Source organism: Salinicola halophyticus, from assembly GCF_003206695.1.
In the GTDB taxonomy this organism is placed as follows: Bacteria; Pseudomonadota; Gammaproteobacteria; order Pseudomonadales; family Halomonadaceae; genus Salinicola; species Salinicola halophyticus.
The window spans coordinates 32,104-47,425 of sequence record NZ_PZJN01000008.1 but is presented as its reverse complement, the minus strand read 5'-3'; the positions used below and the strand labels follow the sequence as shown (position 1 = coordinate 47,425).

Sequence of the window (15,322 nt, the reverse complement as noted above, 5' to 3'; positions counted from 1 at the left end):
CTCCTGTTGCGGCAGATGGCACTTCGGATTGTAACCCTTTTCAGGGCACTGCAAAGTCATCGTGATCGATCTGACGTAGATTGGCGAGCGTTGGTTGATCTTCCGCTCGGACTCAAGCCAGACGTTTGCGTTCGCTGGAGGAGGGAATGCCCATGGCTTCACGATATTTGGCCACGGTCCGCCGGGCGACGCAGATTTCCGACTGGGCCAGCAATTCGACCAGTTTGCTGTCCGAGAGCGGCTTTCGCGGTGGCTCCTCGCCGATCAGCTTCTTGAGTCGGGCGCGAATCGCGGTGCTCGAATAACTGTCGCCATCGCTTCGCTGGCCACCGACCTGACTCGAGAAGAAGTACTTCAATTCGAAGACGCCGCGAGGCGTGTGGATGTACTTCTGCGTGGTGACGCGGGAAATCGTCGATTCATGCAGTTCGACGCTGCCGGCGATGTCGGCCAAGATCAGGGGTTTCATGGCTTCCTCGCCGTGGGCGAGGAAATCGACCTGACGCGACATGATCTCGCGGCCGACGCGCAACAGGGTGTCGTTGCGGCTGGAGAGGCTCTTGAGCAGCCAGCGGGCCTCCTGGAGGTGCTGGCGCAGAAAGGTATTGTCGTCGCTCTTGTCGGCGCGTTTGATCAGCGCTGCGTAGTCCGGCTGGATGCGCAGGCGTGGCAGCGATTCGGCGTTGAGTTCGATACGCCAGCCCTCGGGGGAGGGCGTGGCGACGAGATCGGGGATCACGTAGTGGTCGCGACTGGTATCGAAGCGCTGCCCCGGGCGGGGTTCGAGCGTGCGAATCAAGGCGATGACGCAGTCGAGTTCGTCTTCTTCCAGGCGCAGGCGCCGCATGAGCAGGCGTCGGTCGTTGCCGGCCAGTGCCTCCAGAAACTGACGTACCAGCCGCTTGGCCTGGGGCAGCAGCGGCGTTTCGCTCGCCAGCGCGCCGAGCTGAAGCAGCAGGCATTCGCGCAGATCGCGGGCGCCGACCCCGGTGGGATCGAACTGCTGTACCCGCATCAGGACATGCTCGAGGTCCGCCGTGCTGACGCTTTCGCCGCGCTGGGCTCGGAGGCCGGCGGCGAGTTCGTCGAGTGAGCCGGTGAGATAGCCGTCGTCACCGATGGCGTCGATCAGGCATTCGCCCAGCTCGCGCTCGCGGCCGTCGAAATCCCCCATCGCCAGTTGCCATGACAGATGGTCGTGCAGGCTGGTGGCGATTGCATTGCGGTCGAAATCCGGCGCGTCTTCGCTGCTACTGCCGTTGCCACTGAGCGAGCCCGCGTTGGCATCCTGGTAGGTGTCGCTCCAGTCGCTGTCGAGCGCCAGTTGGTCGGGAATATCGCTTGCCCATTCGTCCTCGGGCGCTTCCTGAGACTCTTCTTCGGAACAGGGCTCTTCGGAATAGGGCTCTTCCAGCTCCAGCATCGGATTGGATTCGAGGGCTTGCTGGATCTCCTGGCAAAGGTCGAGCGTCGACAGCTGCAGGAGTTGAATCGCCTGCTGGAGCTGAGGCGTCATGGTCAACTGCGTGCCGACTCTAAGTTGCAGCGAGGGCTTCATGGACATGGTGAGGCGATCGTCACAATCAACGAGAAGGGGACTACGTTACTGACTGATCGGGTAGCGTGCAACGACTTATACAGGAAAACAATGCAAGAAACATGCCAGTGACTCGCATCAGTTGGTGCCGGTTCGCAAGGCGGTCATAGCCGGAACTCGTGACCCAGATAGACGTCACGCACGCGCTGATTGTCGAGAATAGCGTCCGGACGACCTTCCGCGATGATCTGGCCATCGCCGACGATATAGGCGTTATCGCAGATGTCGAGCGTTTCGCGCACGTTGTGATCGGTGATCAGTACGCCGATTTCGCGATCACGAAGCTGGCGGACGATACGCTTGATATCGCCGACCGAAATCGGATCGACACCGGCAAAGGGTTCGTCGAGCAGCACGAAGGCGGGTTCGGTAGCCAGTGCCCGGGCGATTTCCACGCGGCGACGTTCGCCACCGGACAGGCTCATACCGAGGTTGTCACGGATGTGGTCGATATGAAAATCGTTGAGCAACTGCTCGAGATGGTGGCGGCGTCCGGCGCGGTCCAGATCCTTGCGGGTCTCGAGGATGGCCATGATGTTGTCGGCCACGCTCAGCTTGCGAAAGATCGAGGCCTCTTGCGGAAGATAGCCGATCCCGGCGCGGGCGCGGTCGTGCATCGGGGCGCGACTGAGGTCGTGATCGTCGATATGGACGCTTCCCGCATCCGCCTTGACCAGGCCGACGATCATGTAGAAAGACGTGGTCTTGCCGGCCCCATTGGGGCCCAGCAGGCCAACGATGCTGCCCTGACGCAGGGTCAGGCTGAAATCATGGACGACGCGGCGTCCCTTGTAGCTCTTGGCCAGATTGGCGGCCGTCAGCGTTTTCATTCGGTCGTTCCTTGTCACGGCACAACGCGGGGCAGAGTAGACCGTCGCGATCGCGACGGAGATCGGCATCTGGCCCGCTCACTTCGAAATCAGGTCTCGAGCACCCTCGGGATCCGGGCGCGATCGAGGTGCTATTGGGACGATTCGCGCGGGGTCAGCGTCATGCGGACGCGGCCGTCGCTGTTGCCGTCGCTGTCCTGGCTGGCGCGAGCCTGGACGCGGCGTGAGTCGAGATAGTATTCGACGTAGGCGCCGTCGAAAGTATCGCCGCCCTGGTGCAGTTCGGCGTTACCGATCAGCTCCACCCGCCGTTCTGCGGCGTGATAGACCACGGTATCGCCCCAGCCCTTGACCAGTTCCTGGTCGGCCCCCGGCTTCTGTTCGAGATAGGCGCGCTCGCTGCCCCCGCCCTTGGCGGTGACCTGGCCGACCTGACCGTTGTCGGCGCGCTGGATATCGACCCGCGCCGCCTTGAGATGCATGCTGCCCTGCTGCATGTCGACACCGCCGGTGTAGACGGCAGTACCTTGACGGTCATCGATATCGAGCTGGTCCGCCGCGATCTCGATCGGCGCGCTGGCGTCGCTTTCCAGCGCGTTCGCCGAGAAGCTTGCGATGCCCAGCGTCGTCAGCACCAGAAGTTGGCCGAGTTCTCGCCTCATGATCCTTGATCCTTGGGTTGCTGTGACTGGGATTGCTGTGGCAGGCGTCCCTGCACGTTGTCGGTCAGGCGCATACGATCTTCATCGATCCAGGCATCGAAGCGGTCGCCACGCATGCTCTGGTCATGCTGACGCAACACGGCGGACGTGTCACTCCAGACGTGCGCCTTGCGGCTGTCGTAATGCAGCGTCCGGGTCTCCAGGCTCCAGGCCTGTTCCGGCTGTACCAGGCGCGCGTCGCCTTCCAGCGTCAACTGCTCGCCGCTACGATTCATGATGCCCGTGTCACTGGTCACCTGCCACTGGCGCTGCTGGTCATCGGTCAGGTAGCCATGAGGGGTCTGGGTGCGAATGATGTCATCGGCCGGGGTATGCACCAGGCGAGGCGTTTCCAGCCGTTGGTAGGCACGGCCCTGCTCGTCGTAGCGGGTCATGCTGGCATCCTCGAGGTAGTAATCGGGTTCGCCCACGGTATTGCCGAGAGTTTCTCCGCTATCGTTGTCCCCGCGCTGGTCCAAATAGGTCAAGCCACCCCCCAGTGCCAGCAACAGTACCAGCAGGCCGAGGCGGCGCCACCAGGGAGACTGAAATCGGGTCGTCTTGGCCACGGATTCTCCTCGTGTGGGTCGATTGGATCATGATCGGCTATCTAGGATAGCGGTCGTATTCGTCGAGCGTGCATTCATCGAGCGGCAATGATCGGCGCTTGTCGATGCTCTGATCGGTGTCGTGATCGACCTGATGATCTACGCTTGGGTCCATGATTCGATAGATGGCTCGATAGATGCCCGGATGGACGACGCGCTCGGCGGGTCCTTCGCGCTTTGACGCCGCATGGTCTTGACGCCGCGCAGTTCAGATTACGCCGCTTCTCAGCAGATCATGCATGTGCAGCGCGCCGACCGGAATACCGTTCTCGACTACGGCCAGCGCGGTGATACGGTTGTCTTCCATGATCCGCACCGCTTCGGCAGCCAGCATCTCCGGTGTCGCTGTCTTGCCACCGCGAGTCATGACGTCGTCGACCCGGAGCAGCGTGAAATCGCCGCGCTGATCGAGCGTTCGACGAAGATCACCGTCTGTATAGACACCGGCGAGCACGCCGTGTTCATCGACGACGCAGGTAAAGCCCATGCCCTTGAGTGTCATCTCGAGCAGTGCTTCTCTCAGCGGGCTGCCAGTGGCGACGCGAGGCAGGCGGTTGCCGTCGTGCATGAGATCGGCGACCCGCAGTAACAGACGTTTGCCCAGCGTGCCGCCGGGATGGGAAAGCGCAAAGTCCTCGGCGCTGAAGCCACGGGACTCGAGCAGTGCCAGCGCCAGCGCATCGCCCATGGCCAGGGCCGCGGTCGTGGACGAGGTTGGCGCCAGATCGTGGGGGCAGGCTTCGCGAGAAACGCCGACATCGATATGCACGTCGCTGTAGCGGGCCAGCGTGGAGGCCGGCCGGCCGGTCAGGCTGACCAGCGGTGCGCCGAGACGCTTGAAAAGCGGCAGCAGGCCGGTGATTTCCTGGGTCTCGCCCGAATTGGACAGGGCAATGACGACGTCGTCGCCGGTGATCATGCCAAGGTCGCCGTGACTGGCTTCGCCGGGATGAACGTAGAAAGCCGGAGAGCCGGTGCTGGCCAGTGTTGCTGCCATCTTGCGGGCGATGTGACCTGACTTGCCCATGCCGGTCACGATCAGGCGCCCGCGGCAGTCGAGCAGTAGCCGGCAGGCCGCGTCGAAAGAGTCGTCGAGTTTCTCGACCAGTTCGCCGATGGCCTGCTGCTCCAGCGTCAGCGTGCGTCTGGCGCTGGCGCGAAAGTCCAGCCCGGCGGGTTCGCTCGGCGGCTCTGCAGAAGCGGTTCGGGGTTCGGTCATGGCATGCATATCGGTCGCGGTATGGAGAGCATCACGCTCGGATCGATTCTTCAAAGGCGATGCAAAGGATAGAGAGTATACCTTCGTTTGCGAGGGGATTCGTCCCCGGAACGGTCGCGGGTGTTGTCGTCGTCGAGTGACGGCTGGTCGCTGCCGGTTAGGTTAGGATACAATGTTCGATAATCAATCTCACTGAACTGGTGGATGCTGCATGGATGACCCGATTATGGTCGAGGTCAAGGATCTGCACTTTTCCCGCGGCAACACTGACATTTTTCGCGGTGTCGATCTGCAGATTCCGCTCGGCAAGATAACCGCTATCATGGGGCCCAGCGGAACCGGCAAGACTACCCTGCTGAAGTTGATCGGGGGGCAGCTGGTGCCGGATCGAGGGCAGGTCCTCATCGACGGCCAGGACGTACACCAACTTCCCCGGCGCTCGCTGTTCACGCTGCGTCGCCGGATGGGCATGCTGTTCCAGAGTGGTGCCCTGTTCTCCGACCTCGACGTGTTCGAGAACGTCGCGTTTCCGCTTCGGGTTCATACCGAACTACCCAACGCGATGATTCGTGACATCGTGTTGATGAAACTGCAGGCGGTGGGGTTGCGGGGTGCGCGGCATCTGATGCCGTCCGAGTTGTCCGGCGGCATGGCCCGGCGTGTCGCGCTGGCGCGAGCGGTGGCGCTGGACCCCGAATTGGTGCTCTACGACGAGCCGTTCGTGGGTCAGGATCCGATCTCGATGGGTGTGCTGGTGCAGCTGGTCAAGAAGGTCAATCAGGCCCTCGGATTGACTGCCGTAATGGTCTCCCACGACATCAAGGAGACACTGTCGATCGCGGATTACGTCTATATCATTGCCGATGGCCGGGTCATGGCTCATGGCACTCCCCAGACACTCAACGTCAACGACGATGCCCATGTAAAGCAGTTCGTGCATGGCGAGCCCGACGGGCCGGTGCCGTTTCACTATCCGGCTCCGGATTTCTTCGACGACATTCTGGCGCCGGCAGGGCAGTTCTCATGACGCGATATATCGCCACGCTGGGTCGGGCCACCCTCGACACCTTGAGCACGATCGGTCGAGCCGGTCTGTTCCTGATTCAGTCGATCTTTTGCCTGCCTTCCCGCGAGGGTTTTCATCTCTGGCTTCGCCAGATGCACTTTGTTGGCGTGATGTCGGTAGCGATCGTGCTGGTGTCGGGACTGTTCATCGGAATGGTGCTGGCGCTGCAGGGCTTCACCATTCTGGTGAGTTTCGGGGCGGACGAGGCCTTGGGCCAGATGGTTGCGCTGTCGCTGGTCCGGGAATTGGCGCCGGTGGTCGCTGCGCTGCTGTTCGCTGGCCGCGCGGGCTCTGCGCTGACGGCCGAGATTGGCCTGATGAAGGCCACCGAACAGCTCACCAGCATGGAGATGATTGGTGTCGATCCGCTGCGGCGCATCGTCGCCCCGCGGTTCTGGGCCGGTTTCATTTCGTTGCCGATCCTGACCGTTCTCTTCGGCGTGGTCGGTATCTGGGGGGGATATCTGGTCGGCGTCGATTGGCTGGGTGTCTACAAGGGTTCCTACTGGAGCAACATGCAGGACAGCGTCGACTTCGTCGATGACGTTCTCAACGGTGTGATCAAGAGCCTGGTATTCGGTCTGGTCGTGACCTGGATCGCAGTATTCCAGGGTTACGACCTGGTTCCCACCTCGGAAGGTATTTCACGCGCGACCACCCGGACGGTGGTATACGCCTCGCTGGCGGTATTGGGCCTCGATTTCGTGCTCACCGCGTTGATGTTTGGAGATCTAGGATGAAGCGCAATAATTTGCTGGAACTGGGCGTCGGCATTTTCATGCTGGCAGGCATTCTGGGTCTGGTGTTCCTGGGTCTCAGGGTCAGTGGCCTGGGCGTGGGAATGCCCAACGATACCATCACGCTGAGTGCGAACTTCGCCAACATCGGCGGATTGCGGCCCCAGGCCAAGGTCACCATGTCCGGCGTACGCATCGGCGAGGTGACCGATATCCAGCTCGATCCCAAGTGGTTCGATGCCAAGGTCACCATGCAGCTGGATTCGAAGTACGACGGCAAGCTCTCCAACGACACCACGGCGGCGATCCTGACCTCGGGGTTGCTGGGAGAGCAGTACATCGGCCTGACCGTGGGCGGGGCGCCCGACATGCTGCATGATGGGGATGTCATCCACGATACTCAGCAGGCGCTGGTGTTGGAGGAACTCATCCAGCAGTTCGTGTCCAATATGTCCAAATAAGTCGATAGATCGAGATCGTAGACAAGGAGTCGATGATGAAAATGATGTCTGCACGTAACGCCATGAGTATTTCCAGTCGTGATACTTGGGCGCGCCGCGTCTGGATGGCCGGGCTGACGCTGATCGCGATGTGTCTGGCAAGCGTCATTACCCCGGCGCAGGCGGCACAGTCGCCGACGCAGGTCATTCAGCAGAGCGTCGACTCGCTGATGTCCGAGCTGGATGGCAAGAAGGACTACTATGCCCAGCACGAAGGCGAGTTGGCGAAACTGGTCGATACCAACATGGCGGAAGTGGCCGACTTTCGATACATCGGCGCCAGCGTGATGGGCCGCTATTTCCGCGGCGCTTCACCGGAGCAGCGTTCGAAATTCGTCAAGGTGTTCCGCAAGACGCTGATCGACACCTACGCCAGGGGCCTGGTGACGTTCGACTACAAGACGCTCCGAGTGAAAGACGAGCAGGAGGCGGGTCGCTACGACGACCAGGCGTCGGTATCGATGGAAGTCGTCTCTACCAGCGGCGAGACTTATCCCGTCAATTTCACGCTGCGTCAGAGTGACGGACAGTGGAAGGTGATCAATGTGATCGTCAACGGTATCAACCTTGGCCTGACATTCCGCAATCAGTTCGATCAGTCGATGCGTGACAACAATCGCGATATCGATGCAGTGATCGACAACTGGGCGCCGGAAGTGGGTACCGACGAGCTCCAGAAGGGTGGCGACGCGTGAGCTTGCTGCTCGAGCGCAAGGACGCCACGCTGGAAGTCGTCGACGATCACGTGCTGACGATTCGCGGCGAGGCGGACTTCGACAGTGCCGGCCCACTGGCCCAGGCGGGTCGGCACTGGTTGGCGGATCAGCCGGGACAGACCGAGGTCTCGTTCGATCTGACCGGCGTGCAGGTCGCCAGTAGTGCGGTTCTCAGTGTGCTGCTGGTGTGGGTGCGTAGCGTCAATCGTCACTCCCTGACGTTGCGCCGTGTATCGCTGTCGGCGCCGCTTCAGCGACTGATGGATATCACCGAGCTGGCGCCACTGCTGCCGGCCGTAGAGACGACCTGCGCCGAGCCTGCGCCGGCCGGCCGCTAGCATCTCCCGCATCCTAGCGCCCCGTAGCATTCGGTGACTTGCAGCGTTTTTACACGCTGGCGAGATCGCCAAGACGGGGCGCTTTCCGCTACCATGTGGCGCTTTCCCTGCGCATTCTGCGCAGCCGTCACAAGGGAGCCCGATCGTCATGCAACCCAGCGATGTCAAAAGCCGCCTCGAGAACCAGATCGACGGCTGCGAGTTTCATATTCAGGGCGAAGGCTGCAACTTCCAGGTGATCGCCGTGGGGGATGTCTTCGACGGCATGAGCCCGGTCAAGCGCCAGCAGCTGATCTACGGCGCGCTATCCGACGAGATCGCGTCCGGCGCGCTGCACGCCATCACCATCAAGACCTTTACGCCGGCGCAGTGGCAAAAGGCGCCTGAAAACTTGGGCGCTTGATTCACAGAAAACCTAGGCGCTTGATTCAAAATCGACGCCCGAACGTCGTTCTGGACCTTCGGGTCGATCATCTCTCTCGATTCTATAGCGAACCTTCATGGACAAGCTGATCATCACCGGCAACGGGCCCCTCGATGGCGAGGTCTGGGCCAGCGGCGCGAAAAACTCCGCGCTACCGATTCTGGCGGCGACGCTACTCGCCGACGAGCCCGTCACCATCGGCAATCTGCCGCATCTTCAGGACATCACCACGACGCTAGAACTGCTCGGGCGCATGGGTATCGAGCCGGTCATGGGCGAGAAAATGAGCATCCAGATCGATGGCTCCCAGGTGCGTGATTGTCATGCGCCCTATGAGCTGGTCAAGAAGATGCGCGCGTCGATCCTGGTGCTTGGCCCGCTGCTGGCCCACTTCGGCACGGCCGATGTGTCCTTGCCCGGGGGGTGCGCCATCGGCTCTCGGCCGGTCGACCTGCATATCCGCGGGCTCGAGGCGATGGGCGCCGAGATCACGGTCGAAAACGGCTACATCAAGGCGCGTGTGGATGGCAAGCTCAAGGGCGCCACGATCTTTTTCGACACCGTCACGGTGACCGGGACCGAGAACCTGCTGATGGCAGCGACGCTGGCCGAAGGGACGACCGTGCTGGAAAACGCCGCTCGCGAGCCGGAAGTCGTCGATCTGGCCGAGTGCCTGATCGCCATGGGCGCCAATATTCGTGGACAGGGCACCGATACCATCACGATCGAAGGGGTCGAGCGTCTTCACGGCTGTCATTACGAGGTGATGCCGGACCGTATCGAGACCGGAACTTTTCTGGTTGCCGGGGCCGCGACCGGCGGTCGTGTTCGCGTGCGCAAGACGCGCTCGGACATTCTGGAAGCGGTGCTGGCGAAGCTCGAGGAAGCCGGCGCGACCATCACCACCGGTGAAGACTGGATCGAGCTCGATATGGGCGGGCGACGGCCCAAGGCCGTCAATCTGCGCACGGCGCCGTATCCGGCGTTCCCGACCGACATGCAGGCGCAGTTCGTGGCGATGAACGCCGTGGCCGAAGGCACCGGCACCGTGGTCGAGACGATCTTCGAGAACCGCTTCATGCACGTGCAGGAGCTCAACCGCATGGGCGCGCATATTGCGCTCGAGGGCAATACGGCGGTGGTGACCGGTGTCGAGAAGCTGTCCGGCGCGCCGGTCATGGCGACGGATCTGCGCGCTTCGGCGAGCCTGGTCATTGCGGCGATGCTGGCGGAGGGGGAGACCATGGTCGACCGGATTTACCACATCGATCGCGGCTACGAGTGCATCGAAGAGAAACTGCAGCTACTGGGCGCGCGCATTCGACGCGTGCCGGGTTAAGCGACGGCTAGAGAGACCATGAGCAACCAACTGATTCTGGCGCTTTCCAAGGGCCGTATCCTCGAAGAGACCTTGCCGCTGCTGGCGGATGCCGGTATCACGCCGGCGGACGACTTCGGCAAGAGCCGCAAGCTGCTGTTCGATACCAACCTGCCCGACGTCAAGCTGGTGGTCATTCGCGCTGTCGACGTGCCGACCTACGTGCAGCTAGGCGCGGCCGATCTCGGCGTCGCCGGCAAGGACGTGCTGCTGGAACACGGGGCCGAAGGGCTTTACGAGCCTCTCGACCTGGGAATTTCCCGCTGCCGCCTGATGACGGCGGGCATCGTCGGCGCGCAGCCGGCTCACGCCCGGCGCCGCGTGGCGACGAAGTTCGTCAACGTGGCGCGTCGCTATTATGCGGAGCAGGGGATTCAGGCCGAGGTGATCAAGCTTTACGGCGCGATGGAGCTGGCGCCGCTGATGAACCTGGCGGATGAAATCGTCGACATCGTCGACACCGGCAACACGCTGCGTGCCAATGGCATGGCGCCCCGCGAGCTGATCGAGAACATCAGCACTCGGCTGGTGGTCAACAAGGCATCGATGACGATGAAGCACGAACGCCTGCGGCCGCTGATCGAGCGTTTGCGTCAGGCGGTCCAGGACCGAGGTGCGAGCGCCGTCTGAGCGGACTCAGGCAGCGGCATCGACAGCGTCGTTCGAACCTAGAGAGAATCGATAGATGAGCCAGATGACGACCATAGCCCGTCTTACCACTCAGGACGTCGACTTCGAGGCGCGACTCGAGTCGCTGCTGGCCTGGGAAGGAGTGTCCGATCACGAGATCGCTTCGCGGGTGGCGGAGATTCTTGCCGCCGTCCGTCAGCGCGGCGATGACGCCGTGATCGAATACACCAATCGCTTCGACCGTCTGTCCGTGAGCTCGATGTCGGAGCTGACGATCGGCGCCGATCGCCTGGCGGCAGCGTTCGCCTCGGTACCGCAGGCGCAGCGTGAAGCGCTACAGCACGCCGCCGAGCGTATCCGCACCTATCATCAGCGCCAGAAGCCGGAATCCTGGCAGTACAGTGAGCCGGATGGAACCGTGCTGGGGCAGAAGGTCTCGCCACTCGACCGGGTCGGCATCTATGTCCCCGGCGGCAAGGCCGCTTACCCCTCGTCGGTGTTGATGAACGCCGTGCCGGCGCACGTGGCTGGCGTGGCGGAAATCATCATGGTCGTGCCGACGCCGGACGGCATCGTCAACGAACTGGTACTGGCCGCGGCGCATCTTGCCGGCGTCGATCGCGTCTTCACGTTGGGCGGCGCTCAAGCGGTGGCGGCGCTGGCCTACGGCACCGAGAGCGTGCCGCGGGTCGACAAGATCGTCGGGCCCGGCAACATCTATGTCGCCACCGCCAAGCGAGCGGTGTTCGGCCAGGTGGGGATCGACATGATCGCGGGGCCTTCGGAAATTCTGGTCGTTTCCGATGGCGAAACCGATCCGGACTGGCTGGCGATGGACCTGTTCTCCCAAGCCGAGCACGACGAGGACGCCCAGGCCATTCTGGTGACGTGGGACGCGGAGCACCTGGAGGCGGTATTGGCCTCGATCGAGCGTCTGCTGCCGACGATGGAGCGAGAGGCGATCATTCGCGAGTCGCTGGCTCGCCGCGGGGCGCTGATTCTCTGCGACGGGCCGGCGCAGGCGGTCGAGCTGATCAACCGGATCGCGCCGGAACACCTGGAGCTCTCCGTGGAGGCGCCACAGGAGATGGCGGAAGGCGTGCGTCACGCCGGCGCCATCTTCATGGGCCGTTATACGGCGGAAGTCCTGGGCGACTACTGTGCCGGTCCTAACCACGTGCTGCCGACCTCCGGAACCGCGCGCTTCTCGTCGCCGCTGGGGGTCTACGACTTCCAGAAACGCTCGTCCCTGATCCAGTGTTCGCCGGAAGGCGCCGACACGCTGGGTCGAACCGCTTCCGTGCTGGCGCGCGGCGAGTCACTGACGGCTCATGCACGGTCGGCCGAGAATCGATTCAAGCGTTAGCAAAAGGGCCGCTTGGCACGCACAACATTTGGCAATAATGTGGCCGTTCACGATCGAGATCGCCGCCCTTCGAGGCGGCGATCTCGTCTTTCATGGGTGACAGATCGAGCTAGGGCTGGTCGTTGTCGCTGCCGCCGCGATCGGGTGGCGTAGTTTCGACACGCTGCTCGTTCGTGTCATCGGTATTGGGCTTTGTGGCGCCGGGTTCGTCATTGGCGCTGGGTTCGTCATTCGTGCCGGGTTCGTCATTGCCGTCGGGTTGCGTCGCCTGCCGGGGCGCATTGTCGCGACTTTCCGCTGGCTGGGGGCGTTCGCCGACGTTCAAGGTAACCTGGCGTTTTTCTCCGCCGCGCACGATCGTCAATGGCAGCTTTGTACCCGGTGCGATCTCGGCAATATCCACCTGTGTTTCCCGCGGATCGAGGATCGGCTTGCCATCGATCGCCAGCAGGATATCGCCAGGTCGTAGCCCGGCCTGGTCGCCGGGGCCGCCGGATGCCACGTTGGCAATGATGACGCCGCTCAAGGTCTTGAGGCCGAACGAGGCGGCGAGATCGGGTGTCATCTGCTGGGCATCCAGGCCGAGCCAGCCGCGGATGACGCGACCCTGGGTCACGATGTCATCCAGGATGCTGCGGGCCAGATTGGCCGGGATCGCGAAGCCAATGCCCTGGGAGCCACCGGAGCGCGAGAAGATCGCGGTGTTGATACCGATCAGCGAGCCATTGGCATCCACCAGGGCGCCGCCGGAATTGCCCGGATTGATCGCGGCGTCGGTCTGGATGAAATCTTCGTAGCGGCTCAGGCCGAGGTGGTCCCTGCCGGTGGCGCTAATGATGCCCATGGTGACGGTTTGGCCGACCCCGAAAGGGTTTCCGATCGCCAGGGTGACGTCACCGATGGCGATATCTTCGGAGTCGCTCAGCTTGATGACCGGGAGGTTGTCCATGTCGATTTTGAGTACCGCCAGATCGCTGTCGGGATCGGTCCCGATCACCCGAGCGATGGCTTCCCGGCCGTCCCGCAGTGCCACCTGGATCTCGTCCGCATCGCTGATGACATGGTTGTTGGTGAGGATGTAGCCATCCTCGCTGACCACGACCCCGGAGCCCAGGCTCGACAGCATGCGCTGACGCTGAGGCATGTTCTTGCCATAGAACTGGCGGAAGAACGGATCCGACATCAGCGGGTGCTGACTGGTATCGACCACGCGAGACGAGTAGACGTTGACCACTGCGGGCGCGGCGTGATTGACGGCACGGGAATAGCTGACGGGGCCTTCGTGGCGATTCAGCGCGGGGGCGTCGACGACCTCGGGCGCGGAGCGATCACCGTTGGTCGTGGCGGTCGACGTCTCGGTTTGCTGGCTGGGCTGCTGGCTACCCAGCAACGACGGAAATGCGTAGAGCAAAACGATCGACAGCAGAATGCCGCAGAGGGCGGGCCACAGGTAGGTAACGAGATGGCGACGCATTTGCTGGGTCCTTGGACTCGGGATCGGACTATGTCGTAGCAGCCGATGGCGATAAACGATGACGGTGCTTACATGGGTGCGGCTCGCCGACACGAGGAACGGTTCGGCCAAACGGCGTCTACTCGCTGACAGCGTCGCGTCCAGTCAAGGCCAGTCGCGTTGTCGTGTTATCGACAGCGGAACGCTAAGCTCGATGACAGCCACGCCGCCGAGGCGTGATGGCAAGACGTATCATAAGTGTAACATTCAACAATGCTTTTCGCTGGGAGGCAGTATGGTTTCACGGCAGGTGCTGCAGGCGGCTATCGATGCCGAATTGCGTGTCGACACCTTCAAGGACTACACGCTCAACGGGTTGCAGGTCGAAGGACGTCAATCGGTCGGGCGAATCGTGACCGGTGTGACCGCCTGTCAGGCGCTGCTTGACGAGGCGGTCGCCTGGAACGCCGATACCGTCCTGGTCCATCACGGCTATTTCTGGAAAAACGAGCCGGCAAGCGTGACGGGCATGAAGCGGCGTCGCTTCGCGACCTTGCTGCAGAATGATCTCAATCTTCTGGCTTATCATCTGCCTCTGGATGCGCACGTCTCGCTTGGCAATAACGCATGTCTGGGGCGACGTCTCGGCTTTCGAGCCGAACGCTGCCTCGACGGTGAGCTGGGGCAGGGCCTGCTGTGGATGGGCGTGCCGGAGGCAGAGCTCGACAGCCAGGCGCTGGCCGAGCGTATCGAGAAGCGGCTGGGGCGCGCGCCCACGTTGATCGAGGGCCACGCCGGTGTCATCCGAAGCGTGGCCTGGTGTACCGGCGGGGCGCAGGACATGTTGCCGCTGGCGGCGGAGGCGGGGGCCGATGCGTTCATCTCCGGGGAGATCTCCGAGCGCACCACGCACATGGCGAGAGAGCTTGGCATCACCTATCTGGCCGCCGGTCATCATGCCACCGAACGGGATGGCATCGAGGCGTTGGGGCAGTGGTTGGCCGAACGATTCGATATCGAGCAGCGATTCATCGATATCGACAACCCTGCCTGAGCGACCGCTGCCAGCCCGNNCGGGCTGGCAGCGGCGGGCTAGCGTCGGTCGAACGTCAGTGACGTCGATAGCGTCAGTGACGTCGATAGTGCCAGCGACGTCGATAACGCCGGTGGCAGGATTGATGCGAGGCGTATCAGTAGCGCGGGGGTTGAGGCGTGCCTTCCTGTTGCCCGGCGGTATGGCGTTGGCGAACGCCGTAATCCTCGGACAGCGTGCCGCCAGCACCGTCGGCGTAGTCGCGCGGCACTTCCGGCGCGTCGATCTCTTCGCTCTCCTCCTGTTGGCCGTGCAGGCGGCGCTTCAACTTCAGGTCGTCGACCAGCTTGTCCGCGCCCTGAACGAGATGCAGTTCGAGGTCGTGGCTCTGACGCTGAATGCTGGCAGCCAGATCGGCTACCTTGGCGAAGTGGTCGTTCAACCCGTCCTTGACCTGGTTGAGCTCCAGTTCGGTCTCGGCCAGACGTTGCCGCACTTTCTGATTGCGGGCCACGTTGGCGTTCATCAGGTGATAACAAAGGGCGCCGATACCGATGCCCGCCAGGAAGCAGGCGATTGCCAGAATCCAGTCGATATTGCTTTCGTTCACAGTGCGCTCCTCGTCGTCGTGCCCGGCACGATCTGTCCTGTAGACCATTGCATGAGATCGATGCGGGGCCATTATATCGATCTGTCTGGCTACCGGGTCAAACCTTGCTTGTGCTC

General features: G+C 62.4%; 17 protein-coding genes. 10 read left to right on the top strand and 7 right to left on the bottom strand.

Annotation, left to right across the window (positions count from 1 at the left end):
• Positions 1 to 112: 112 nt before the first annotated feature.
• The 5 genes from DOM58_RS13125 to DOM58_RS13105 form a co-directional block, all read right to left on the bottom strand.
• Complete coding sequence (locus tag DOM58_RS13125; protein ID WP_110693214.1) at positions 113 to 1,564, bottom strand: RNA polymerase factor sigma-54; 1,452 nt, start codon at positions 1,562 to 1,564, stop codon at positions 113 to 115.
• 137 nt (positions 1,565 to 1,701) lie between these two features.
• On the bottom strand, positions 1,702 to 2,427 hold the full coding sequence (lptB, locus tag DOM58_RS13120; protein ID WP_075563106.1) for an LPS export ABC transporter ATP-binding protein: 726 nt from the start codon (positions 2,425 to 2,427) through the stop codon (positions 1,702 to 1,704).
• Between the two features lie 131 nt (positions 2,428 to 2,558).
• Entirely contained in the window at positions 2,559 to 3,089 is a 531-nt protein-coding gene (gene lptA / locus DOM58_RS13115; RefSeq protein WP_075563107.1) for a lipopolysaccharide transport periplasmic protein LptA, read from the bottom strand.
• The gene (lptC, locus tag DOM58_RS13110; protein WP_110693213.1) at positions 3,086 to 3,697 is read right to left on the bottom strand and encodes an LPS export ABC transporter periplasmic protein LptC; all 612 of its coding nucleotides are present in this window, start codon (positions 3,695 to 3,697) and stop codon (positions 3,086 to 3,088) included. Before lptC ends, lptA begins: the two co-directional genes overlap by 4 nt.
• Before the next feature lie 247 nt (positions 3,698 to 3,944).
• Complete coding sequence (locus DOM58_RS13105) at positions 3,945 to 4,955, bottom strand: KpsF/GutQ family sugar-phosphate isomerase (RefSeq protein WP_110693350.1); 1,011 nt, start codon at positions 4,953 to 4,955, stop codon at positions 3,945 to 3,947.
• 211 nt (positions 4,956 to 5,166) lie between these two features.
• Here DOM58_RS13105 and DOM58_RS13100 point away from each other — a divergent pair, with 211 nt between their 5' ends.
• From DOM58_RS13100 to hisD, 9 genes are all read left to right on the top strand, one after another.
• On the top strand, positions 5,167 to 5,982 hold the full coding sequence (locus DOM58_RS13100; RefSeq protein WP_110693212.1) for an ATP-binding cassette domain-containing protein: 816 nt from the start codon (positions 5,167 to 5,169) through the stop codon (positions 5,980 to 5,982).
• Positions 5,979 to 6,761 carry a lipid asymmetry maintenance ABC transporter permease subunit MlaE gene (gene mlaE, locus DOM58_RS13095; protein ID WP_110693211.1) on the top strand — a complete coding sequence of 261 codons (783 nt, stop codon included), beginning with the start codon at positions 5,979 to 5,981 and terminating at the stop codon, positions 6,759 to 6,761. The genes DOM58_RS13100 and mlaE overlap by 4 nt, the downstream gene beginning before the upstream one ends.
• A complete protein-coding gene (mlaD, locus tag DOM58_RS13090; protein ID WP_075563112.1) occupies positions 6,758 to 7,219 on the top strand; it encodes an outer membrane lipid asymmetry maintenance protein MlaD in 462 nt (153 codons plus the stop codon). Before mlaE ends, mlaD begins: the two co-directional genes overlap by 4 nt.
• A 104-nt stretch (positions 7,220 to 7,323) precedes the next feature.
• Positions 7,324 to 7,953, top strand: coding sequence for an MlaC/ttg2D family ABC transporter substrate-binding protein (locus DOM58_RS13085; RefSeq protein WP_110693349.1), 630 nt, complete (start codon positions 7,324 to 7,326; stop codon positions 7,951 to 7,953).
• Complete coding sequence (locus tag DOM58_RS13080) at positions 7,950 to 8,312, top strand: STAS domain-containing protein (RefSeq protein ID WP_110693210.1); 363 nt, start codon at positions 7,950 to 7,952, stop codon at positions 8,310 to 8,312. The genes DOM58_RS13085 and DOM58_RS13080 overlap by 4 nt, the downstream gene beginning before the upstream one ends.
• A 148-nt stretch (positions 8,313 to 8,460) precedes the next feature.
• Positions 8,461 to 8,715, top strand: coding sequence for a BolA family protein (locus DOM58_RS13075; protein ID WP_075563114.1), 255 nt, complete (start codon positions 8,461 to 8,463; stop codon positions 8,713 to 8,715).
• 97 nt (positions 8,716 to 8,812) lie between these two features.
• Complete coding sequence (gene murA / locus DOM58_RS13070; protein ID WP_110693209.1) at positions 8,813 to 10,075, top strand: UDP-N-acetylglucosamine 1-carboxyvinyltransferase; 1,263 nt, start codon at positions 8,813 to 8,815, stop codon at positions 10,073 to 10,075.
• An 18-nt stretch (positions 10,076 to 10,093) separates the two neighbouring features.
• A complete protein-coding gene (gene hisG, locus DOM58_RS13065) occupies positions 10,094 to 10,744 on the top strand; it encodes an ATP phosphoribosyltransferase (protein ID WP_075563116.1) in 651 nt (216 codons plus the stop codon).
• A 55-nt stretch (positions 10,745 to 10,799) separates the two neighbouring features.
• On the top strand, positions 10,800 to 12,110 hold the full coding sequence (gene hisD / locus DOM58_RS13060; protein ID WP_110693208.1) for a histidinol dehydrogenase: 1,311 nt from the start codon (positions 10,800 to 10,802) through the stop codon (positions 12,108 to 12,110).
• A 109-nt stretch (positions 12,111 to 12,219) separates the two neighbouring features.
• Here hisD and DOM58_RS13055 read toward each other — a convergent pair whose 3' ends face one another.
• Positions 12,220 to 13,584: a Do family serine endopeptidase gene (locus DOM58_RS13055; RefSeq protein WP_110693207.1), complete on the bottom strand. Its 1,365-nt coding sequence runs from the start codon at positions 13,582 to 13,584 to the stop codon at positions 12,220 to 12,222.
• Between the two features lie 274 nt (positions 13,585 to 13,858).
• On the opposite strand from DOM58_RS13055, the gene DOM58_RS13050 reads away from it, so the two are divergent.
• Complete coding sequence (locus tag DOM58_RS13050) at positions 13,859 to 14,617, top strand: Nif3-like dinuclear metal center hexameric protein (protein ID WP_110693206.1); 759 nt, start codon at positions 13,859 to 13,861, stop codon at positions 14,615 to 14,617.
• Between the two features lie 136 nt (positions 14,618 to 14,753).
• On the opposite strand, the gene DOM58_RS13045 is transcribed toward DOM58_RS13050, so the two are convergent.
• The gene (locus DOM58_RS13045; protein WP_075563177.1) at positions 14,754 to 15,206 is read right to left on the bottom strand and encodes a Z-ring associated ZapG family protein; all 453 of its coding nucleotides are present in this window, start codon (positions 15,204 to 15,206) and stop codon (positions 14,754 to 14,756) included.
• Positions 15,207 to 15,322: the final 116 nt, after the last annotated feature.